The organism is Falsiroseomonas oryziterrae, from assembly GCF_021864505.1.
Lineage (GTDB): Bacteria > Pseudomonadota > Alphaproteobacteria > Acetobacterales > Acetobacteraceae > Falsiroseomonas > Falsiroseomonas oryziterrae.
This window is the reverse complement of sequence record NZ_JAKJIB010000002.1, coordinates 38,928-58,128: the sequence shown is the minus strand read 5'-3', so window position 1 is coordinate 58,128 and position 19,201 is coordinate 38,928. Positions and strand designations below refer to the sequence as shown.

The following is a 19,201-nucleotide window of genomic DNA, read 5'->3' as shown; positions in this document are numbered from 1 at the left end:
CAGGATGCGGCTGCAACGCGGCGGCCGCGCTGCGATCGTCCGCGCGGCCAGCGCGCCATCTCTGCGGCGCGCAAGCGTCACACCGAAGGCGTGCCTTCGGCACGACGCCCGCGGATGCGGGCGCCGGCGCTTGAGGCGCCCGATAAACGCGCAAAGGGCGCCACCCTTTCGGGTGACGCCCTCCACGCCGGGATCGGCGGTCAGATCAGGACGCGGCTTCGGGCGCCGGCGCGGCGGCCGCGGCGGCCTTCTTCGCGGCGCGGGTGGCGGCCGCCTTCTTCGCGGCCTCCGAACGCGCGGAGGACTTCTTCGGCGCGGCCTTCTTGGCGGCGGGCTTCTTGGCGGCGGCCTTCTTCGGCGCAGCCTTCTTCGCCGTCTTCTTGGCGGCGGCCTTCTTCGGCGCGGCCTTCTTGGCGGCGGCCTTCTTCACCGTCTTCTTGGCGGCGGCCTTCTTCGGCGCGGCCTTCTTGGCGGCCTTCTTCGGCGCGGCCTTCTTCACGGCCTTCTTGGCAGCCGGCTTCTTGGCGGCGGCCTTCTTCGCCGGCTTCTTGGCGGCGGCCTTCTTCGGCGCGGCCTTCTTCGCCGGCTTGCGCGCGGTCTTCTTGGCGGCGGCCATCGCCATCGCCTGGGCGCGCGGCTCGGCGGCCTCGGTCTCGGTGGTCTCGACGATATCGGTCATGTCAGGTCCCTGTGTGTCGGATGTTGAGCTGTTCGGTGGTGGCCTGCCGCGAAGACGCGCGGAGCGGCCACGAGAGTCGGAAGGTGGTCGGCATCCAGGACGGCGCGGATCCCGTATCGCGCCGGACCATGGAGGCCGCCATCCGATGGGATCGCCGGCGCCGGGGCGCGCTGCGCGACGTGGCGCGAGACGCCTGCCCTGGCCTCTCTCCCGCCGTGCGCGGCGCGAGGGCGCCGATCGGCGGTGCGGAGAAGGATGTGCTTGATGCTCCCCTCCCCCCCGAGCCTGCGGTCCATGGACCGTTCCTTCCTGCTGCCCGCCTCCTCGCCGTGATCCTCGCCTCTCTTCGATCGCATCGTCGTCGCTGAGTTCGACGTCTCTGCTTCGATCTTCGGCGCGCGAATCGCGTCAAGCGAGTGCGTGCGAGTCACACGTGATCCATGTGCGACGAATCTGTCAAACGGATTCGCATCGACGACGATGCGCCGACGCGCATCGCGCGTGCGTCGCGCGTCGTCGTCGCGCGCGCGACGCGTGGTTCGGAGGCGTCACGCGGCTGATCGAGATGGTGGACGAGGTGGCGGCGAGGCGATGGAGAGGTCGACGCGCGTCGCGCCGATGCGGGTCCGATGCCCGCGCCCGTCGTGTCGGCAAAGCGCCGGCAAGCGGAAGATGCGCGACCCGGGCGCCACGGCGTCCGGGTCGCGCGTCGCGGCGAAGGGCCGCGTCAGCCGCGCGCGGCCAGCGGCGGCACCGGCCGCTGCTCGACGCCTGTGTAGTGGGAGAGCGGGCGGATCAGCCGGTTGTCCGCCCCCTGCTCGAAGACATGGGCCGCCCAGCCGGTGATGCGGGAGCAGACGAAGATCGGGGTGAACATCGGGATGTCGAAGCCCATCAGGTAGTAGGCGGGGCCGGCCGGGAAATCGAGGTTCGGGTGGATCTTCTTCTCCCGCATCATGATCCCGGCGAGGACGCGGGAGGTCTCCATCCAGCGGCGGTCGCCGACGACCTCGGCCATCTTCTCGGCGTATTTGGTCATGGTGGGCACGCGCGAGTCGCCGTTCTTGTAGACCCGGTGGCCGAAGCCCATGACCAGCGCCTTGTGGTCGAACTTGCCGCGGATCCACTCCTCGGCCTTATCCGGCCCGCCGATCTCCTTGAGCATGTGCATCACCGCCTCGTTGGCCCCGCCATGCAGCGGCCCCTTGAGCGCGGCGATGGCCGCCGTGATGGCGCCGTGCATGTCCGCGCCGGTCGAGGTGACGGTCCGGGCGGTGAAGGTCGAGGCGTTGAAGGTGTGCTCGGCGTAGAGGATCATCGAGACGTCGAAGGACTTGATGACCTCCGGCTGCGGGACCTTCCCGAAGACCAGGTGGAAGAAGTTCTCGCAGAAGGGGAGCGCGGGGTCCGGCGCGATCGGCTCGAGCCCCTTGGACAGGCGGTTGGTCGCCGCGACCGCGGTGGGCAGCTTGGCCAGCAGCCGCATCGCCTTGCGCCGCTGCGCGGCGTCGGAGACGTCGCCGGCCTCCGGGTCCTCGGTGCCCATGAAGGAGACGGCGGTGCGCACCGCATCCATCGGGTGAGCGTCCTTCGGGATGGCGCGGAGGACGGCGAGCAGGCCCGGCGAGATGGCGCGGTTGGCGCGCTCCTCCGCCTGGAAGGCCTTCAGCTGGGCGGCGGTCGGCAGCTCGCCGTGCCAGAGGAGGTAGGCGACCTCCTCGAAGTTGGACTGCTCGCAGAGGTCCTGCACGGCGTAGCCGCGGTAGGTGAGGCTGTTGGTCTCCGGCATCACCTTGGAGACGGCGGAGACGTCGGCATAGACGCCGACCAGGCCCTTGTAGATCTGGGGAGCTGACTCGCTCATCGTTGGCGTTCCCTTGCGTTCAGGCAGTCGCCGCGCTTGGGCACGAACTCCGTGGCCGGACCGGTCGTTCCGCCCCCCGATAGCCTCCCGTGGCTTGGCCACGGGAGGCGGGGCTTCTGGGCAGGATCGGGCGCCCAACGGGGCCCCCGCGGCAACGCGCAGCGTTGTCGTGGGGAGGTTTAGAAGATGCCCGGCTTGCTCTCGAGCAGCTTGCCCGCGGGCAGCACCACGTTCAGCACGTGCAGCTCGCCGGCCGGGATGCTGGCCAGGTCCTGCACGTCGGCAAGGAAGCGGTTCGCCTCCCGCGCGGTGATGATCCCCTCGGTCAGCGTCCGGAACTTCTCGACGTACTGGTCGCGGGCGAAGGGGCGGGCGCCGTTCGGGTGAGCGTTGGCGACGCCGAGCTCGTCGACCAGCTTCGTGCCGTCGGCGAACTCGATCTCCACCCTTCCGCCGAAGGACAGCTCGTTCGGGTCGCGCGAGTGGTACTTGCGGGTCCACTCCGGATCCTCGCGGGTCTCGATCTTGTGCCAGAGGCGGACGGTGTCGGCGCGCTGGGCCCGCTTCGGGGCGTAGCTGTCCACGTGGTGCCAGCGGCCGTCCTGCAGGGCGACGGCGAAGATGTACATGATGGAGTGGTCCAGCGTCTCGCGGCTGGCCTTGGGATCCATCTTCTGCGGGTCGTTCGCCCCGGTGCCGATCACGTAGTGGGTGTGGTGGCTGGTGTGGATGGTGATGCGGGTGATCGCGTCCCAGTCCTTGATCTTCTCCCGCATCCGGAAGGCGAGGTCGATCAGCGCCTGGGACTGGTACTCGGCCGAGTGCTCCTTGGTGTAGCTGTCGAGGATGGCGCGCTTCGGCTCGCCTGGCTCGGGCAGCGGGACCTCGTAGTAGACCGGGTCGTAGACAGTCTTGCGGCCCTTGCTGTCGGCCTGCGTCCGGCCCGACAGCACCCAGGCGATGACGCTGTCCTCGCCTTCATAGATGGGGGACGGCGCGCCCTCGCCGCGCATGCAGCGGTCCACCGCCTCCACCGCCAGCTTGCCGGCATGGGCGGGCGCATAGGCCTTCCAGGAGCTGATCTCGCCCTTGCGGGACTGGCGGAAGGAGATGGAGGTGTGCAGCGCCTGCTGGATGGACTGGAACACCACCTCCTGCTTCAGGCCGAGCAGCGTGCCGATGCCGGCGGCGGCGGCGGGGCAGAGATGGGCGATGTGGTCCACCTTGTGCTCGTGCAGGCAGATCGCGCGCACCAGGTCGATATGCAGCTCGTAGCCGGTGGCGAGGCCCCGGATGAGGTCCTTGCCCGACCGGCCCATGGTCTGGGCGACGGCAAGGATGGGCGGGATATTGTCGCCGGGGTGGGAGTAGTCGGCGGCGAGGAAGGTGTCGTGGAAGTCGAGCTCGCGCACCGCCGTGCCATTCGCCCAGGCCGCCCATTCGGGGCTGACCGTCGTCGCCGACTTCACGCCGAAGACGCTCGCGCCGCCCTTGCGGGGATGGCCGAGCGCCATGCCGCGGGCGGAGACCACGGGGCGGCGGTTGATCGCGGCGATCGCGACCGAGGCGTTGTCGATGATCCGGTTTATGATCATCGCCTGCACGTCCTTCTGGACGGCGACCTTGTCGGTGGCGACCGCGGCCATCTTCCAGGCCAGCTGCTCCTCGCGCGGCAGCAGCGCCTTGGAGGGGTGGACCTTCACCGCATGCTTCTTCACGTCTCTTCCTCTTCCTTGCTTCGACATCCGGCCGTGGGACGGAACGGTGCCTTGATGCGCCCGCCCGGCATATTCGTCCAATCCGATCACGCAAGCGGGACGATATGGATTTCGTATGGAAGCCAGAGTAAAACGGCGCGGCAAGGTTGAGGCAGGCCCGAAAAGAACAACGAAGGGCCGCACGGCACCGCCATGGATTTCCGACTCGTCCGCCGCCTGGGCCATTTCCTCGCAGTCGCGGAGGAAGGGCATTTCGGCCGCGCCGCCGCCCGCCTCGGCATCTCGCAGCCACCGCTGACCGCGCAGATCCAGGCGCTGGAGAAGGAGCTCGGCGTCCAGCTGCTGGAGCGCACCGGCAAGGGCGCGCGCCCGACGCGGGAGGGCGAGGCGCTGATCCCGCTCGCGCGCCGGCTTGCGCAGGACGCGGGAGAGCTGGAGTCACTCGCGCGCGAGCTGCGCGCGGGACGGCACGCGCCGGTGTCGATCGCCTGCGTCACCTCGGCGCTGTTCGACTACCTGCCCCCGCTGGTCCGCGCGCTGCAGGCGGCGCGGCCGGACGCGGCGGTCAGCGTGCGGGAGCTCGACACGACCGACGCGGTGGAGGCCCTGCGCCGCGGCGAGGTTGACCTGGCGCTGCTCAGGCTCGAGCGCGACCGCCACCCGGTGAAGCTGCGTCCGCTCGGGCGCGACGTGCTGGCGGCCGCGCTGCCCTCGGGGCATCCGCTGGCCGAGAGCAATGCGCCGCTGCCGCTGGCCTCGCTCGCGGACGAACCGCTGCTGATCCTGCCCCGCGGCATCAGCCCGGCCTATTCGGACGCGATGGTCGCCGCCTGCCGCGCGGCGGGCTTCACGCCGCGGGTGGTGCGCGAGGTCGGCAGTGCGATGGCGCAGCTCGGCTTCGTGGCGGCGGGGCTTGGCGTCGCGCTGGTGAGCGCGGGCATGGCGCGGCTGCGACCGCCCGGCGTCGCCTTCCGCGAGTTGGAAGGGCCGATCCATGCGGTCGGCGTCGCGCTCGCCTGGAACGCGGAGCGGGAAAGCGAGGCGACCCGGCTCGCGCTCGACTTCGCCGAGATGCTGTTCCCCTCGGCGCAATAGGCCGTCGCGCCTCGCGCTCGGGACTTGGAAAGAACGCGCCTTCTTGCCGCTTGAGGCGACGGAAGGCAGGGTCACCCGGCTGGTGCGCGGGTCGATTCGGGCGGCCCGCGTGCCGGACTGGGCATCGGGCGCAGCTCCGCAACGTGGCAGACGGGACATGGCGGAGAAACACACCACCGGCGAACCCGCTGCGCTCGCCACTGTCGTGCGTGTTGCAACGCCGGGCGAGACACGCGGCCTCGAGCGCGTGGTGCTGATCCTCGGCCTGCCGGCACTCCTCCTCTTTCTTGGGGTGCTGCTGCCGATGCACATCTTCTCGGGTGGCGGGGAGGCGGGGGCGCCACCTGTCGTTGACTTCGCCGTATTCTGGATGGCGGGGCGCATGGCGCTCGCTGGCGATGCGCCACTCTCCTATGACTGGACCACCTTCGCCGCCGCCCAGTCGGCCACATTCACACAGGACTTCGCACCGGGCGGCCTTCCCTGGCTGAACCCGCCGAGCTTTCCTCTGCTTCTCGCGCCGCTTGCGACACTGTCCTATCCCTGGGCGTGGCTCGTCTGGTCGGTGTTCTCGGTTGCCCTGGCCGTCGTTGCGGCGCGTGCGGTGCTGCCGCGTTGGTCGGCCGGCGTCGCCTTCCTAATCGCGCCCGGGTCGATCTTTTCTCTGCTGCTCGGACAGAACGGACTCGTCACTGCGTCGCTGCTCGGGCTCGCACTCGCCTTGATGGACAAGCGACCAATCGCAGCGGGCGTCTTCTTGGGCCTGTTGTCATACAAGCCGCAATTCGGTCTGCTGTTCCCCATCCTTCTGGCCGCGACAGGACGCTGGCGCGTCTTCTTCGCGGCAGCGGCGACGGTCATCACGCTGGTGCTCGTCTCGGGTCTAGCCTTCGGCGTCGGAAGCTGGGCGGCATTCCTTGGCGCGATCGGTCCAATCGCGGGCCTCATGGAGGCTGGCGCAGCCGTTATCGTCGAGTTCCAGTCGGTCCGCGCGATCCTGGTGGGGCAGGGCGTGCCGGGTTCCATGGCCTCGGCAGCGCACGCCGGCATCGCCCTAGCCTCTGCCGCCCTCGCAGTCCTCCTGTGGAAAGCGGCCGGGCCAGATCGGGACGAAGCAGCGGCCGCGGCCACACTGGCAGCCTTGTTCCTCGCGACGCCTTACAGCCTGCCCTACGACACGACGATCCTCGCCCTCGCCTGCGTCTTCCTTGCGCGCGCAGGACTGCGCGACGGCGCTCTGCCAGGCGAGTTGGCGTTCGGTTTCGGTGCCTGCCTGCTCACGGCGCTGCCGCTCTGGCTGGACACTCATGCCGCAGGAGCCTGGGCGGCAGCGATCCTGCTCGCGCTGGCGGTCCGACGGGGCCTGGCGCACCGCATTCCCCTTGCGGGGAATCGCATCTAGCGTGGGCGCTCAGACCATGGAGCAAGCTGCATGACCGACGCCGCGCCCTTCGACCTCGTGCTGACCGGCGACGTGGTGCTGTCGGACCGGGTGGTGCCGGGCGGCTATGTCGCGGTGCGGGGCGAGACGATCGCCGCGATCGGCGAGGGCGCGCCGCCGCCGGCCAAGACGATCGCGGACTACAGCGGCCGGCTGATCCTGCCCGGGCTGGTCGACGGGCACATGCACACCTCCAGCAGCACCGGCTGGCCTGGGATCGAGGGGGCGACCATGTCGGCCGCGGCGGGTGGCGTGACCACCGTCTGCGACATGCCCTACGACGTGCCGCAGCCCGTCACCTCGGCGGAGATCTTTAGGGAGAAGGTCGGCTGGGTCGAGCGGACGTCGCATGTGGACGTCGCGCTCTACGGGACGATCAAGAAGACCGGCGGGCTCGACGACATCGCCGGGCTGGCCGAGGCCGGCGCCTCGGCCTTCAAGGTCTCCACCTATGAATATGACGCGCACCGCTTCCCGCGCATCGACCACCCGACGATGCTCGCCGCCTTCGCGGAGATCGCGACCACCGGCCTGATGGTCGCGGTCCACAACGAGGACCAGGAGCTGGTGGTGAAGCTGACCGAGGCCGCGAAGGCCGCGGGCAACACCTCGCCGATCTGGCATTGCCGCACCCGTCCGCCGATCACCGAGACGATGGCCGACCTCGAGATCTTCGAGATGGCGCTGGAGACGGGGGCGCATGTGCACATCGCCCACTCCTCGCTCGCGCGCGGCTTCGAGCTGGCGCGGATGTACCGCGGCCAGGGGGCGAAGACCTCGGGCGAGGCCTGCATCCAGTATCTCTGCATGACGGAGGAGGACATCGTCCGCCTCCAGGGCTTCGGGAAATGCAATCCGCCCTTCCGCACGGCGGCCGAGGTGGAGCGCATGTGGGGCGCGATGGCCGAGGGCATCGTCGCCTATGTCTCGACCGACCATGCGCCCTGGCCGCGGGAGCGGAAGGAATATGCGGGCGACATCTTCGCCGTCGGCGCGGGGCTGACCGGCATGCAGAGCTACGCGCCCCTGATGTACACGCTGCTGGTCGAGCGCGGCCTGCCGCCGACCGTCATGGCCCGCATGTGCTCCGAGGAGCCGGCGCGCTTCCACGGCCTCGATCCGAAGAAGGGCGGGATCCGCCTCGGCGCAGATGCCGATTTCTGCGTCCTGCAGCCCGGCGACCATGCCTTCGACGAGCGCGAGATCCGCGACCGCGAGGATGCCCGCTGGTCGCCCTGGCATGGGCGGGTGATGAAGGCGCGGGTCGCGGCGACCTGGCTGCGCGGGACGCAGGTCTGGGACGGGGCGCAGGTGCTGGCGAAGCCGGGTGATGGCCGTTTCGTGCCGCGCCAGCACCGCCGCTCGGCGCTCGAGCCGTGAGCGACACGAGCCCGAGGCCGCGACGGGGCGGCATCTTCGAGCCGGAGGTCGACGAGAAGGCGCGCGCGAAGCTCCTCAATGGCCTCCCCAATCCGCCGCCGGAACCGGCGGTGCGCTGGACGCCGCTCGGCATCCTCGGCGCCGTGCTGCTCGGCGCGGCCGGGCTCGGGCTCATCGGCGTGATGGCGCTCGGCCTCCCGCTCGCGCTGGTCGGCGGGAAGCTCGCGATCATCGTGCCGATCCTGGCGATCGCCCTGCTGCTGCGCGGCCGGCGCTGATGCCCGACCCGCGCATCCCGCCCCTGCCCCGCGCCGCCATGCCGGAGCGCTGGCGCAAGGCGGCGGAGACGGCGGATCAGGTGCGCGGCGAGGCGACGCTGATCGAGGTGCTCGCCCAGGCGCCGGAGCTGCTCGGCTGGTATTATGACGGCTTCTACGCCGAGGTCTTCTTCAAGGGGCGCGTCGAGCGCCGCGCGAAGGAGCTGCTGCGGCTCCGCCTGTCCACCCTGCATGGCTGCGCCTTCTGCAACCGCGGCAACACGCGCTCGGCCGAGGAGGCGGGCGTGACGCCGGCGCAGATCGCCGCCATCGGCGATCCCGCCGCACCGGTCTTCGATGCGCGGGAGCGTGCGGTGCTGGCGCTCGCCGACGAGATGGCGCTGCCGAACATGGCGGGCGAGGTGACGCCGGCGCTGGCCGCAGAACTGCGCCGCTTCTTCACCGAGGCCGAGCAGGTGGAGCTCGCGATGGTGGCGGCGGTGCTGACCGGCATGGCGAAGATGCTCTTCGTCTTCGACCTGGTGAGCCGCGAGGCCAATTGCCCGATCGGGCCCGCGGCGGTGCGGGGCTGACGGCCCACCGGCCCGGGTCTAAACCTCCGACCGCATGTCCGACCGTCCGAAGCACCAGCGCTGGATCAAGCGGCCGCCGCGGCCCTCGCGCCCTGCGCCGCCACGCGAGGCGCGGAACAAGCCGGGGATGACGCAGTTCATGCTCGCCTGCGGCTTCGGGTTGATGGCCGGGCTCCTTGGTGCCGCAGTCGGTCCGTCGTTGATCCCGGACCGACCGGGCATGGGCGGGCTCTTCGCCGGCCTCGGCTTCGTCGCCGGCTTCATCGGCCTGTGGCGGGGCTTCGGCGGCACGCGCCAGGACATACGGGACCTCTTCCGATGAGCCGCATCCTCACCGTTGCCGGCGCCCAGATGGGCCCGACCCAGCGCGCCGACCGCCGCGAAGCGACGCTCGCCCGCATGATCGTGCTGCTCGAGCAGGCGGCGGCGCGTGGCGCAAAGCTCGTCGTCTTCCCGGAGCTCGCCTTCACCACCTTCTTTCCGCGCTGGCCGATGGACCGCGACGACCCGGAGCTGCTCGGCTGCTTCGAGACGGCGATGCCGAACCCGCGCGTCCAGCCGCTGTTCGACCGGGCACGCGAACTCGGCGTCGGCTTCTATGTCGGCTATGCGGAGCTCACCCCGGATGGCCACCGCTTCAACAGCGCGATCACGGTCGGGCCGGACGGACAGATCCTGTTCAAGTACCGCAAGGTCCACCTGCCGGGCTCCGACCGGGTGAAGGACGGGCAGCGCTACCAGCAACTCGAGAAGATGTATTTCGAGTATGGCGACCTCGGCTTCCCCGTCGCGCGCGGGCCTGAGGCTTGGGGCCGGCCGGTGCTCGGCATGCTGGTCTGCAACGACCGCCGCTGGCCGGAGGGCTGGCGCGTGCTCGGCCTCGGCGGGGTCGAGCTGGTGATGGTCGGCTACAACTCGGCCGCCTACGACCCGAACGGGGGCGAGAGCGAGAGCGCGGAGCTGCGCACCTTCCACTCGACGCTCGCCGCCCAGGCCAATGCCTACATGAACGCGACCTGGGCGGTGGCCGTGGCGAAGGCGGGCAACGAGGACGGCGCCGGGCTGATCGGCGGCTCCTGCATCGTGGACCCCAACGGCGTTGTGGTGGCGCAGGCCAAGACGCTCGGCGACGAGGTGATCGTGGCGGAGGTGGATCTCGACGCCTGCCGGCAGGGCAAGGAGAAGATGTTCAACTTTGCCCAGCACCGCCGGCCGCAGCATTACGGCGCGATCGTCGAGAAAGTTGGCGCGACGCCGCCCGACTGAGGTCGGCGCACGCGGCCATCGGCGTGCTCAGCGCGTCCAGACCTCGAGATGCGGCTCGGTGGACTGGAGCCGCCAGCCCGCCGCCGGCAGTGCCGCGTGCAGCGCCTCCACGGCGAGTTCGCCGCTCACCTCCACGAAGGTGACGAGCAGGATGCGGCGCGCCGAACCCAGCCGCGCGAGGAACTCGCCCGCCGGATTGTGCTCGTTCACCACCGCCATCGGCCAGTCGTCCGGCGCTTCCCAGAGATAGGGGGCGTTCTTGCCGATCCCGTCGTAGCCGATGGGCACCGCGAGGACCGAGGCGCCCGGTTCCCAGTGCCGCGACGCCGCTGCGACGATGCCCCGGAACTCCTGCTGCGTGGCAGGCCAGACGACCTGCGATCCGGCCCCGACCACCTGCCAGAACAGCACGTAGCCGAGCATCACGCCGGCGAGCCGCGGCCGTGCCCTGGCGATCTCGCCGAGCCCGGCAGCGAAGCACAGCGCGACAAAGGGAATGCCATAGCTGAAATAGCGGGAGACGAAGGGCGCGCGGTCGGTCAGCGCGCCGAGCACCACGAGCCCGACCGGCATGGCCAGCGCCCCGGCCAGCAGCATCCGGCGAACGGGATCGGTGAGGAGCCGGCGCGAGGCGGCCAGCAGGGCGAGGCCGACGAGGAGCAGGCAGGGCGCGATCGCGAGCGCGAGCAGCGCGCGCCAGGGCTCGTCGAACAGCACCGGCGTCCGCGCGAACAGCGCCGCCGCCTGCACTTCGACGAGGCGGACGAGGTCGCGCGCGGGCTCGAAGTTCGGGTGGAACCACTCGGCCGAGCCCTGGTCCGCGCGCACCGCCAGCACGGCGACGAAGGGCGGCAGCAGGCCGAGCCCCGTGAACAGGACCGGCAGGGGCCGCCGGCGCCATAGCGCGCTTGCGGCGAAGCTGCAGAGAAGCGCCGTCGCGGTTAGCATCGCCAGGTAGTGCGAGAAGCCCGCGAGGCCGAAGGCGAGCCCGGCCGCAAAGGCCAGCCACCCCCCGTCGAGGCGCTGCCGCGGCCGCTCCTCCTGCATCTCGCGCAGCAGGAGCGCCAGGGCGAGGCTGCCCGCAAGCGTCAGCAGCAGCGCCAGCGCGTAAGCGCGCGCGAGCGTGCCGGGGTAGAAGACGGCGTAGGCAAAGGCGGTGCAGGCCAGGGCGGGCAGCGGCGGCACGCGGGCCACCCTGGCCAGGATCGGCACCAGGGCCAGCGCGCCGGCCGTGCAGAGCACCGAGAAGACCCGCGCCACCAGGTGGCCGGGTCCGAAGACCTCGCGCCACAACGCCATGATCCAGAAATGCAGTGGCGGATGGTGCTCGAGTTCCACCAGGTCGCTGGCGATGCGGCCGAAGCCGGCCGTCTGCCCCTCGATCCAGCCTCGCAGGATGCCGACCGGCAGGGGCTCGATCGGCCAGGCGAGTTTGGCCAGGCCGGCGACATAGAAATGCAGATAGGCCTCGTCGTATTCGAAGCCGCGGATCGCGGCGGCAACGGCCATCAGGCTGACCACCAGCGCGCCGAGCGCGATATTCCGGCCGACCGGCGGGCGCAATGCAAACCAGGCGGACCGGTGCTGGCGATCGGCAGATCGTGTGGCCGCGCCCTCAGTCCGGGCGACGACGTGCCACAGGCGAGGGGCGGTAGCGGGAGCCAGGGGTGCTGGGCTCTGACGAGGGCGCACGACCCCTCCACCCCCGGGATACCTCGATTTCGGGGCCAAGCGGGCGCTCCGGATCCACTCGTATACGTTTGCAGCTAACGCTTGTCGCTACGACCCGGAGGACTGGACGGAAACCGAAAACTTCGTGTGCGCGCCGCCTGCCAGTGCGCGCGCTGCCGGGGCAGGGCTGCAGGGGACGGGCGGTCTGCGGCTTCTTGACCGCCCGGTCGCGCTTGCGCGCGGGTGACGCGCCTGCGCGGCGGCGAGGCGGTCGCCGCCTCGGCCCTCGCGGCTCCCCGAGCCGAAACGCAGCCGGAGTGAGGCGCCGTCAGAACCGGTAGCGGTAGCCGATCATCAGGACGTTGGAGCCTTCCCACACGCCGTTGAAGCTGCCGAAGATGCCGCTGCGATGAGCGTAGCGGATCGCTACCTCGTGCTGCGGCGCGGAGGGCAGGGCGAAGGCGATCTCGGGCGAGAAGTAGTGCAACCACTTGGAGCGGTTCGGCTCGGGTTGCGCCGCGGTTCCCGTCTCGACCTCCGGCAGGCGGTTGATCCAATGCAGGCCGGTGGACAGGCCGAAGCTGGTCAGAAGCGTGTTGCGCCAGGGGAAGCCGTCGAAGCGGACATAGAAGGCGCCCCAGGCCTCGGGCGTGTCGGTGCCCCAGCGGTAGCCGGCGCCGACCTCGCCATCGAGAGTGAAATGCGTCCAGAAGCGGGTGATGCGGCCGCTGTAGGTGACGCCGGCAAACTGGTCGCCCCAGTTCGCATTCCAGGGCTGGGTCGCGATGTCGCGCAGGATGCCGTCCTCCGCGGCGCGGCCGTACCACACGCCGATCGCCCGGTCGCGCCGATCCTGGATCAGGCGCGGGTCGTTCGGCTGGAGTTGCGCCTGGGCCGGCGCAGAGACGAGCGTCGCGACAAGGGCTGCGGCGCAGGCAGCCTGGAGCAATGACTTCACGGATCCGTGTCCCCTGACGCTCCGTCCCTAGAGGCTGCATGGCGTCCCCGCAAGGGCGGGCCGGGGTGGCAGGCTGGTCGTGATGCGGGGGGCACGTTTATGTCGTCGGCTCTCGGAGTTCAGGGAATCCGTCGCATGTCGCGCCGCCTCGTCGTCGCCGCCGCCCAGATGGGGCCACTCCAGAAGGCCGAGGGCCGCGACGTCGCCGTCGCGCGCATGGTCGCGCTGATGGAGAAGGCGGCGCGCCGCGGCGCCGAGGTGGTGGTCTATCCCGAGCTCGCGCTGACCACCTTCTTCCCGCGCTGGTACCACGAAGACCTCGCCGAGGCCGACCACTGGTACGAGCACGCGATGCCGTCCAACGCGACCGCGCCGCTGTTCGATGCGGCACGCCGGCTGAACATCGGCTTCCACCTCGGCTACGCGGAGAAGACGCCGGAGGGCCGGCGTTTCAACACGGCGATCTACGTGCACCCCTCCGGCCAGGTCGCGCTGAAGTACCGCAAGGTCCACCTGCCGGGCCATGCAGAGTACGACCCGGTGCGCCGCGTGCAGCACCTGGAAAAGCGCTACTTCGAGCCGGGCGACCTCGGCTTCCCGGTAGTCCGCGCGCCGGTCGGAAGCGCCGGGCCGGTCAATATCGGCATGATGATCTGCAACGACCGCCGCTGGCCCGAGGCGTGGCGCGTGCTGGGGCTGCAGCAGGTCGAACTCGTCATGCTCGGCTACAACACGCCGAGCCTGAACATGGAGAACCGCGGCTTCGAGGCGCATCACCTGCGCGTCGCACACAGCCATCTCTCGATCCAGGCCGGCTGCTACCAGAATGCCTGCTTCGGCGTCGGCGTCGCGAAGGCGGGGACGGAGGACGGCCACGAGCTGTTCGGCCACTCGATCATCGTCAACCCGCAGGGCGAGATCATGGCCCAGGCGACGAGCTGGGACGACGAGGTGATCACCGCCGAATGCGACCTCGGCATGTGCGAGCTGGGCCGCAGCACGATCTTCAACTTCGCCCGCCACCGGCGGCCGGAGCACTACACACGCATCACGAGCCAGGTGGGCAGCGAGCCGCCGCCGGTCTGGACGCCCTGAGGTCCGGTTGACGAGGGCGCGGCCCAGCCTTCGCGCACCGCGCCGCCTTTGCCTTGAAACGCCGCGCGCGCCTTTGTGCGTTGCGCGTACATAGCCCTCAGCGGCCATATGTTGCGCGGCGGTCCAGGCTCCCGTCTCCCGGCGCCCGCGCGGGACGAGACCGGGTCGGGCCGTCGCGCGTCCTCGCGGGCCGTCAGAGGTGCCCGCAGCCGCCCAACCGGCCCGCGCCCTCGACCGGCGGATGGCCGCGGCGCCTCCTCAGCAAAGAGGAGAGCGACATGATCAGGCCTGTCTTGCTCGCCGGCGCCGCCGTCTCGCTGGGGCTGGCCCTTCCCGCGACGGCGCAGTCGCCGCCCAGCGCCGCGGACCGCGCGGCGATGATCGAGAGCGCCCTCAGCGCCGCGCCCGCAACGCTGCGCGGCACCGTCCGCGTCGCGGATTTCGACGGCAACGTCCTGCGCGAGGGGCCGCCGGGCTTCACCTGCCTGCCGGCGCCTCCCGGCATCGCCGGCCCGATGTGCGTGGACGAGGTCTGGATGGGCTGGATCCAGGCTTGGTCGAAGCGCGAGCCCTTCACCGTCCCGCGCGTCGCCTTCGCCTACATGATGGCCGGCGACAGCGCGACGGGCGGCGCAAGCAACATCGATCCGCACGCGACGACGCCGTCTGCGGCCAATGACTGGATGGTCGAGGGCCCGCACATCATGATCCTGACGCCGGATGCCGCATCGCTGCAGGCGATCGGCGCCGCGCATCACCATGGCGGCCCTTATGTGATGTGGGCCGGCACGCCCTATGCGCACATCATGGTGCCCGTCGGGCCGCGGCCCGAGCAGCGGAGCGTCGCCACGGCGCGCTAGGCGCACTGCGCCGGCGCCGCTGAACGGCAGGCCCTGGGCGGGATTGGGGCCTGCCGGCCAGGCGACCTTTCCGCGGCACGGGCCGCGGGCGGGCTCAGGAGAGCTTCCCCTTCCGCGTGATCTTCACCCCGAGGCCGCAATGGTCGGTGACGGTCACCGCGCCGGAGGACTGCGAGAGGTAGGCCAGGTCGTCGAGGGCGCAGAGGTCGGAGCGGTACACCGCGATGTCGTAGATCTGCGTGCCGGTGCTGTTCGTGCCGCCTTGCGTGACGAGGTAGTTGTCCACCGGCGCGATCTTCTTGCCCTCGAGGGCGTTCCTGTAGGCGGCAGTGTTGAAGCTGCTGTTGAGCGCCATGACCGTGTGGGCGGCGTTGGGCTGGTTGGTGTCCCCGATGACCAAGTGGATCGGATGGCTGCCGCCGATCGCCGCGGCGATGCCGTTGTAGAAGGTCGAGGTTGCGCCCTGGCTTCCGGCGAGCTTGTTCGGGACATGGACGAAGGCGACGACGAGACCGCCCACCGAATACACGACATAGCCGACGCCCGTCGCCAGGACTGCGAGCTGCGAGGCGACGGCGGTCTGCGAGATCACCGTGAAGGACTGGCTCGCCTTGTTGTTCGCATGCGGCGACACGCGCACATTGGGGTCGCTGATCATGCCGGCGAAGTCGCTGTGCGACGTGTCCAGTTCGCCGATGGTCATGATGTCGGGCATCTGGCCGAAGCTGCGGTAGAAGTTCTGCCACGCCAGGGTGATCTGGGTACCGAAGACGGTGTTGCTGCCGTGCGAGCCGGCGCCGAGCGCCTCGATCGGACGGAGATGCGCGGGCCCCTCGACGGGCGCAACAAGGTTGCCGGGCGCCGTCGGCAGCACCAAGGCGCCATGCTGCTCCCGCGTCACCCTCGCATTGGTCTGCTTCGTGAAGTGCTGGTTGCTGATCGACTGCAGGTTGTGCGTCGTGGAGGAGTTCGCATTGAAGGACTGATACGCAATGACCGGCATCGCCGCTCTCCCCGCCACTGCGCGGACGGCGCCAGCGGCCGCGCGACGCTCCACCCCGCGCCGAGCCGGGACGCTAGCATCCCGCGTCCAGGTTGAGAACGGATGCGATGTCCGATCCTGCCTGGCAGGCGCTACCCTTTGCGCGCCGCCACCACCGCCTGGATCGCCAGCGCCGCCGCGGCCTGGCACGGCTCGATGACCGGCACGCCGCAGGCGTGCTCCACCGCCGCGCGATGCCCCGCCATGCCGGCGCAGCCCAGCACCACCGCCTCGGCGCCCTGCGCGACGAGTTGGCGGGCCGCGGCGAACAGCGCCTCGCGCGGCGCCGCGGGATCGGTCAGCGTGTCCATCGGCAGGTTGAGCGGGACGTGACCTGCGACGCGTGCCTCGACCCCCATCGCCGCCAGGCTGCGCCGCTGGCGCTGGATGGAGGGCGTGGCGAAGGCGATGATCCCGACGCGGTCGGCACGCGCGAGCGCGGCCGCGATGGCGCTGCGGAACGGCCCGAAGACCGGCGCGCGCGTCACCGTCCGCATCGCGTCCACGCCCGGGTCGGACACGCAGGCGACGACGTAGGCGTCGGCGGCCTCCCGCTCGGCGAGCCGGCACAGCGGCTCGGCCACCGAGAACCAGTCGCGCCAGGTAACCACCGCCGGCGGCCCGCCCTCAAGCTGCACCACCTCGAGCCGCGGCAGGCCCGGCGCCCCAAAGCCGGACAGGGCCGCCTCGATCCCGACGGTGCAGGACGCCGTACTGTTCGGGTTCACCACAAGGATGCGCTCGGGCATGGACCTGTCCTGCGGGCGGGGCGTTGGCGCAGGATCCGGGAGGCCCCGCCAGGGCGCAAGCTGGCCCGGCGCGGGCCGCGCTTGATCGGGATCCGTGCAAGGCTCATGATGCACTGCACCATGGCGCTGTCCCACGGGAGGGCCAGCGGGCGGGATGGCCGCCCGCGCTGCCTGCCCCGTCGCTTATCGGCCCGGGCCAGAACGCCGGAAGGAACGCCTGATGCGCTGGGAGCCCGACCGCTCGGCACCCGCCCTGCCCTATACCCCGCCCGATAGCTTCTGGACGGCGGTCTCGCGCGGCGCGCGGAACCGCTGCCCGGTCTGCGGCGTCGGCAAGGTCTTCGATGGCTACCTGAAGGTGGTGCCGGCCTGCTCAAACTGCGGCGCGCCGCTCGGCCGGCTGCGGGCAGACGATGCGCCGCCCTACTTCACCATCTTCCTTGTCGGCCACCTGCTGGTGCCGCCGGTGCTCTGGGTGGAGAAGGCCTACCAACCGGCCATGTGGCTGCACATGGCGGTCTGGCTGCCGCTCTTCACCCTGGCCTGCATCCTGTTGCTCCGCCCGGTGAAGGGCGCGACGGTGGGGTGGATGATGCGGCTCGGCTTCACCGGTTCGGAGCATGGCGGCGACACGCCCGAGGATCGGCGGTAAGGGAGCGCATGGCCGAGAGGGACCTGATCCGCGTCGTCCTGCCGGACGCCCAGCCGCTTCCGAGCGCCTATGCCGAGGCGGACCGGCGCCAGGCCGTGGAGGATCTGCTCGCCGGCAACGTGTTCCGGCCGAAGGGGCTGACAGGGCCCTTCGCGCTCTCGCTCACGGTGCGCGAGGGGCGGCTCGGCTTCGACATCCGCGATAGCGAGGACCGGCCGCTGCATGCCCTCGTCCTGGCCCTCGGGCCGTTCCGGCGGCTGATCAAGGATTATCACCTGGTCGTCGAAAGCCACGAGAAGGCGGTGGCGGAGGGCGGGTCCGAGGTGCGGATCCAGGCTATCGACATGGGCCGGCGCGGCCTGCACAACGAGGGCGCGACGCTGCTCACGGAGCGGCTGGCCGGCCGGATCGAGCTGGATTTCGAGACGGCGCGCCGGCTCTTCACCCTGGTCTGCGCGCTTCACCAACGAATATAGGCAAGGCAGCCCGCGCAGCAGGCTGAGGCCGCGAACGCGGCCCGCGGCGAGTGCCGCGAGCCAAGCGCGCGGATGCGCGCGCCGGCGCCTGAGGGCGTTGGCGCGAAGCGCCAACGCGGAGCAAGACGATGAAGATCGATGGCGTTCCCTATCGCAGCGTCTGGGTGGACCGCGACGACGGCTGGTCGGTGCGGATCTTCGACCAGACGAAGCTCCCCTGGGCGCTCGACATCCTGCGGCTGACGGACGAGGACCAAGTGGCGCATGCGATCAGATCCATGCAGGTCCGCGGTGCGCCGCTGATCGGCGCGGTCGCCGCCTATGGCGTGGCGCTGGCGCTGCGGCGCGACGCCTCCACGGCCAATCTCGAGCAGGTGGTGGAGATGCTAGGCAGGACGCGGCCGACCGCGGTCAACCTGCGCTGGGCGCTGGATCGGATGCGGGCGGCGCTGCACAACCTCGCGCCTGCCGACCGCGCGGCGGCCGCCTATGCCGAGGCCGGCGCGATCTGCGACGACGACGTCGAGACCTGCCGCCGCATCGGCGAGCACGGCCTGCCGCTGCTGCAGGAGATCGCGGCGCGCAAGCCTGGCGGGCGGGTGAACGTGCTCACCCACTGCAACGCCGGCTGGATCGCCACCGTGGACTACGGCACGGCGCTGAGCCCGATCTACCAGGCGCATGACCTCGGCCTCGACTTGCATGTCTGGGTGGACGAGACGCGGCCGCGCAACCAGGGCGCGGCGCTGACGGCCTGGGAGCTCGGCCGGCACGGCGTGAAGCACACGGTGGTCGCCGACAATGCCGGCGGGCACCTGATGCAGCATGGCGAGGTCGACATCGTCATCGTCGGCACCGACCGCGTGACGCGGCAGGGCGACGTCGCGAACAAGATCGGCACCTACCTTAAGGCGCTGGCCGCGCGCGACAACGGCGTGCCCTTCTGGGTGGCGCTGCCGCACTCCACCCTCGACATGTCGGTGCGCGACGGCGTGGCGGAAATCCCGATCGAGGAGCGGAGCGCGGCGGAGGTGACCGACCTCACCGGCCGCACCGCCGATGGCCGGATCGAGACGGTGCGGGTGGTGGCCGAGGGCAGCGCGGCGGCGAACCCTGCCTTCGACGTGACGCCGGCGCGGCTGGTCACCGGCCTTATCACCGAGCGCGGCCGGACCGAGGCGTCCGAGGCGGGGCTCGCGGCGCTCTACCCGGACAGGCTCTGACGGTCGCGGGGCTCGAGCAGGCATAGACCGCCGACCAGCGCGACGCCGCCGAGGCCGGCTAGCAGCGCGGCCGCGAAGGGCGGCAGGCGGCCGGGCAGCGTCGCATCCCCCATCACCAGCACGACGGTGAGGAGGATGCAGGCGAGGCCCGCGACGACGAGGCCGAAGGCGATCCGGGGCAT

General features: G+C 70.9%; 20 protein-coding genes. 12 read left to right on the top strand and 8 right to left on the bottom strand.

Annotated features, from left to right (window positions below):
* Positions 1 to 205 precede the first annotated feature (205 nt).
* The 3 genes from L2I40_RS00700 to L2I40_RS00690 form a co-directional block, all read right to left on the bottom strand.
* The gene (locus L2I40_RS00700) at positions 206 to 679 is read right to left on the bottom strand and encodes a hypothetical protein (protein ID WP_237212930.1); all 474 of its coding nucleotides are present in this window, start codon (positions 677 to 679) and stop codon (positions 206 to 208) included.
* A 727-nt stretch (positions 680 to 1,406) separates the two neighbouring features.
* A complete protein-coding gene (locus L2I40_RS00695; RefSeq protein ID WP_237212929.1) occupies positions 1,407 to 2,543 on the bottom strand; it encodes a bifunctional 2-methylcitrate synthase/citrate synthase in 1,137 nt (378 codons plus the stop codon).
* A gap of 179 nt (positions 2,544 to 2,722) precedes the next feature.
* Positions 2,723 to 4,261 (bottom strand): MmgE/PrpD family protein, encoded by a 1,539-nt coding sequence (locus L2I40_RS00690; protein ID WP_237212928.1) that lies wholly within the window; start codon positions 4,259 to 4,261, stop codon positions 2,723 to 2,725.
* A gap of 192 nt (positions 4,262 to 4,453) precedes the next feature.
* Here L2I40_RS00690 and L2I40_RS00685 point away from each other — a divergent pair, with 192 nt between their 5' ends.
* From L2I40_RS00685 to L2I40_RS00655, 7 genes are all read left to right on the top strand, one after another.
* Complete coding sequence (locus L2I40_RS00685) at positions 4,454 to 5,356, top strand: LysR family transcriptional regulator (RefSeq protein WP_237212927.1); 903 nt, start codon at positions 4,454 to 4,456, stop codon at positions 5,354 to 5,356.
* A 157-nt stretch (positions 5,357 to 5,513) separates the two neighbouring features.
* On the top strand, positions 5,514 to 6,758 hold the full coding sequence (locus L2I40_RS00680) for a glycosyltransferase family 87 protein (RefSeq protein WP_237212926.1): 1,245 nt from the start codon (positions 5,514 to 5,516) through the stop codon (positions 6,756 to 6,758).
* Positions 6,759 to 6,788: 30 nt separating this feature from the next.
* Complete coding sequence (locus tag L2I40_RS00675; RefSeq protein WP_237212925.1) at positions 6,789 to 8,177, top strand: dihydroorotase; 1,389 nt, start codon at positions 6,789 to 6,791, stop codon at positions 8,175 to 8,177.
* Positions 8,174 to 8,455, top strand: a complete 282-nt coding sequence (locus L2I40_RS00670) for a hypothetical protein (RefSeq protein ID WP_237212924.1) — start codon at positions 8,174 to 8,176, stop codon at positions 8,453 to 8,455. Before L2I40_RS00675 ends, L2I40_RS00670 begins: the two co-directional genes overlap by 4 nt.
* Positions 8,455 to 9,027 (top strand): carboxymuconolactone decarboxylase family protein, encoded by a 573-nt coding sequence (locus tag L2I40_RS00665; protein WP_237212923.1) that lies wholly within the window; start codon positions 8,455 to 8,457, stop codon positions 9,025 to 9,027. The genes L2I40_RS00670 and L2I40_RS00665 overlap by 1 nt, the downstream gene beginning before the upstream one ends.
* A 127-nt stretch (positions 9,028 to 9,154) precedes the next feature.
* Positions 9,155 to 9,349, top strand: a complete 195-nt coding sequence (locus L2I40_RS00660) for a hypothetical protein (RefSeq protein ID WP_237212922.1) — start codon at positions 9,155 to 9,157, stop codon at positions 9,347 to 9,349.
* Entirely contained in the window at positions 9,346 to 10,293 is a 948-nt protein-coding gene (locus tag L2I40_RS00655; RefSeq protein ID WP_237212921.1) for an N-carbamoyl-D-amino-acid hydrolase, read from the top strand. Before L2I40_RS00660 ends, L2I40_RS00655 begins: the two co-directional genes overlap by 4 nt.
* Positions 10,294 to 10,320: 27 nt before the next feature.
* On the opposite strand, the gene L2I40_RS00650 is transcribed toward L2I40_RS00655, so the two are convergent.
* Complete coding sequence (locus L2I40_RS00650; protein ID WP_237212920.1) at positions 10,321 to 11,802, bottom strand: glycosyltransferase family 39 protein; 1,482 nt, start codon at positions 11,800 to 11,802, stop codon at positions 10,321 to 10,323.
* Between the two features lie 490 nt (positions 11,803 to 12,292).
* Positions 12,293 to 12,922 carry a hypothetical protein gene (locus L2I40_RS00645; RefSeq protein ID WP_237212919.1) on the bottom strand — a complete coding sequence of 210 codons (630 nt, stop codon included), beginning with the start codon at positions 12,920 to 12,922 and terminating at the stop codon, positions 12,293 to 12,295.
* Between the two features lie 135 nt (positions 12,923 to 13,057).
* Between L2I40_RS00645 and L2I40_RS00640 the strand changes: the two genes are divergently transcribed.
* Positions 13,058 to 14,017 (top strand): N-carbamoyl-D-amino-acid hydrolase, encoded by a 960-nt coding sequence (locus L2I40_RS00640; protein ID WP_237212918.1) that lies wholly within the window; start codon positions 13,058 to 13,060, stop codon positions 14,015 to 14,017.
* A 278-nt stretch (positions 14,018 to 14,295) separates the two neighbouring features.
* Complete coding sequence (locus L2I40_RS00635) at positions 14,296 to 14,877, top strand: hypothetical protein (RefSeq protein WP_237212917.1); 582 nt, start codon at positions 14,296 to 14,298, stop codon at positions 14,875 to 14,877.
* 94 nt (positions 14,878 to 14,971) lie between these two features.
* Here the strand turns inward: L2I40_RS00635 and L2I40_RS00630 are convergent, their stop codons facing one another.
* Entirely contained in the window at positions 14,972 to 15,880 is a 909-nt protein-coding gene (locus L2I40_RS00630; protein ID WP_237212916.1) for a hypothetical protein, read from the bottom strand.
* Between the two features lie 131 nt (positions 15,881 to 16,011).
* Positions 16,012 to 16,668, bottom strand: coding sequence for an aspartate/glutamate racemase family protein (locus L2I40_RS00625; protein WP_237212915.1), 657 nt, complete (start codon positions 16,666 to 16,668; stop codon positions 16,012 to 16,014).
* A gap of 220 nt (positions 16,669 to 16,888) precedes the next feature.
* Here L2I40_RS00625 and L2I40_RS00620 point away from each other — a divergent pair, with 220 nt between their 5' ends.
* The 3 genes from L2I40_RS00620 (at position 16,889) to mtnA (ending at position 19,019) form a co-directional block, all read left to right on the top strand.
* Positions 16,889 to 17,320, top strand: a complete 432-nt coding sequence (locus L2I40_RS00620; protein ID WP_237212914.1) for a DUF983 domain-containing protein — start codon at positions 16,889 to 16,891, stop codon at positions 17,318 to 17,320.
* Positions 17,321 to 17,328: 8 nt separating this feature from the next.
* Entirely contained in the window at positions 17,329 to 17,796 is a 468-nt protein-coding gene (locus L2I40_RS00615) for a UPF0262 family protein (protein ID WP_237212913.1), read from the top strand.
* Positions 17,797 to 17,924: 128 nt separating this feature from the next.
* A complete protein-coding gene (mtnA, locus tag L2I40_RS00610) occupies positions 17,925 to 19,019 on the top strand; it encodes an S-methyl-5-thioribose-1-phosphate isomerase (protein WP_237212912.1) in 1,095 nt (364 codons plus the stop codon).
* Here the strand turns inward: mtnA and L2I40_RS00605 are convergent.
* Positions 19,001 to 19,201: a hypothetical protein gene (locus L2I40_RS00605; RefSeq protein ID WP_237212911.1), complete on the bottom strand. Its 201-nt coding sequence runs from the start codon at positions 19,199 to 19,201 to the stop codon at positions 19,001 to 19,003. The two genes, mtnA and L2I40_RS00605, sit on opposite strands and share 19 nt — an antisense overlap.

Bases quoted from the DNA above. Each gene is read 5' to 3' on its own strand.
- L2I40_RS00665 (WP_237212923.1), top strand. From the start codon at position 8,455: ATGCCCGACCCGCGCATCCCGCCCCTGCCCCGCGCCGCCATGCCGGAG.
- L2I40_RS00605 (WP_237212911.1), bottom strand. From the start codon at position 19,201: ATGCCCCGGATCGCCTTCGGCCTCGTCGTCGCGGGCCTCGCCTGCATC.
- L2I40_RS00620 (WP_237212914.1), top strand. From the start codon at position 16,889: ATGCGCTGGGAGCCCGACCGCTCGGCACCCGCCCTGCCCTATACCCCG.
- mtnA (WP_237212912.1), top strand. From the start codon at position 17,925: ATGAAGATCGATGGCGTTCCCTATCGCAGCGTCTGGGTGGACCGCGAC.
- L2I40_RS00615 (WP_237212913.1), top strand. From the start codon at position 17,329: ATGGCCGAGAGGGACCTGATCCGCGTCGTCCTGCCGGACGCCCAGCCG.
- L2I40_RS00695 (WP_237212929.1), bottom strand. From the start codon at position 2,543: ATGAGCGAGTCAGCTCCCCAGATCTACAAGGGCCTGGTCGGCGTCTAT.
- L2I40_RS00635 (WP_237212917.1), top strand. From the start codon at position 14,296: ATGATCAGGCCTGTCTTGCTCGCCGGCGCCGCCGTCTCGCTGGGGCTG.
- L2I40_RS00660 (WP_237212922.1), top strand. From the start codon at position 9,155: ATGACGCAGTTCATGCTCGCCTGCGGCTTCGGGTTGATGGCCGGGCTC.
- L2I40_RS00700 (WP_237212930.1), bottom strand. From the start codon at position 679: ATGACCGATATCGTCGAGACCACCGAGACCGAGGCCGCCGAGCCGCGC.
- L2I40_RS00675 (WP_237212925.1), top strand. From the start codon at position 6,789: ATGACCGACGCCGCGCCCTTCGACCTCGTGCTGACCGGCGACGTGGTG.
- L2I40_RS00640 (WP_237212918.1), top strand. From the start codon at position 13,058: ATGTCGCGCCGCCTCGTCGTCGCCGCCGCCCAGATGGGGCCACTCCAG.
- L2I40_RS00625 (WP_237212915.1), bottom strand. From the start codon at position 16,668: ATGCCCGAGCGCATCCTTGTGGTGAACCCGAACAGTACGGCGTCCTGC.
- L2I40_RS00680 (WP_237212926.1), top strand. From the start codon at position 5,514: ATGGCGGAGAAACACACCACCGGCGAACCCGCTGCGCTCGCCACTGTC.
- L2I40_RS00650 (WP_237212920.1), bottom strand. From the start codon at position 11,802: ATGGCCGTTGCCGCCGCGATCCGCGGCTTCGAATACGACGAGGCCTAT.
- L2I40_RS00685 (WP_237212927.1), top strand. From the start codon at position 4,454: ATGGATTTCCGACTCGTCCGCCGCCTGGGCCATTTCCTCGCAGTCGCG.
- L2I40_RS00630 (WP_237212916.1), bottom strand. From the start codon at position 15,880: ATGCCGGTCATTGCGTATCAGTCCTTCAATGCGAACTCCTCCACGACG.
- L2I40_RS00655 (WP_237212921.1), top strand. From the start codon at position 9,346: ATGAGCCGCATCCTCACCGTTGCCGGCGCCCAGATGGGCCCGACCCAG.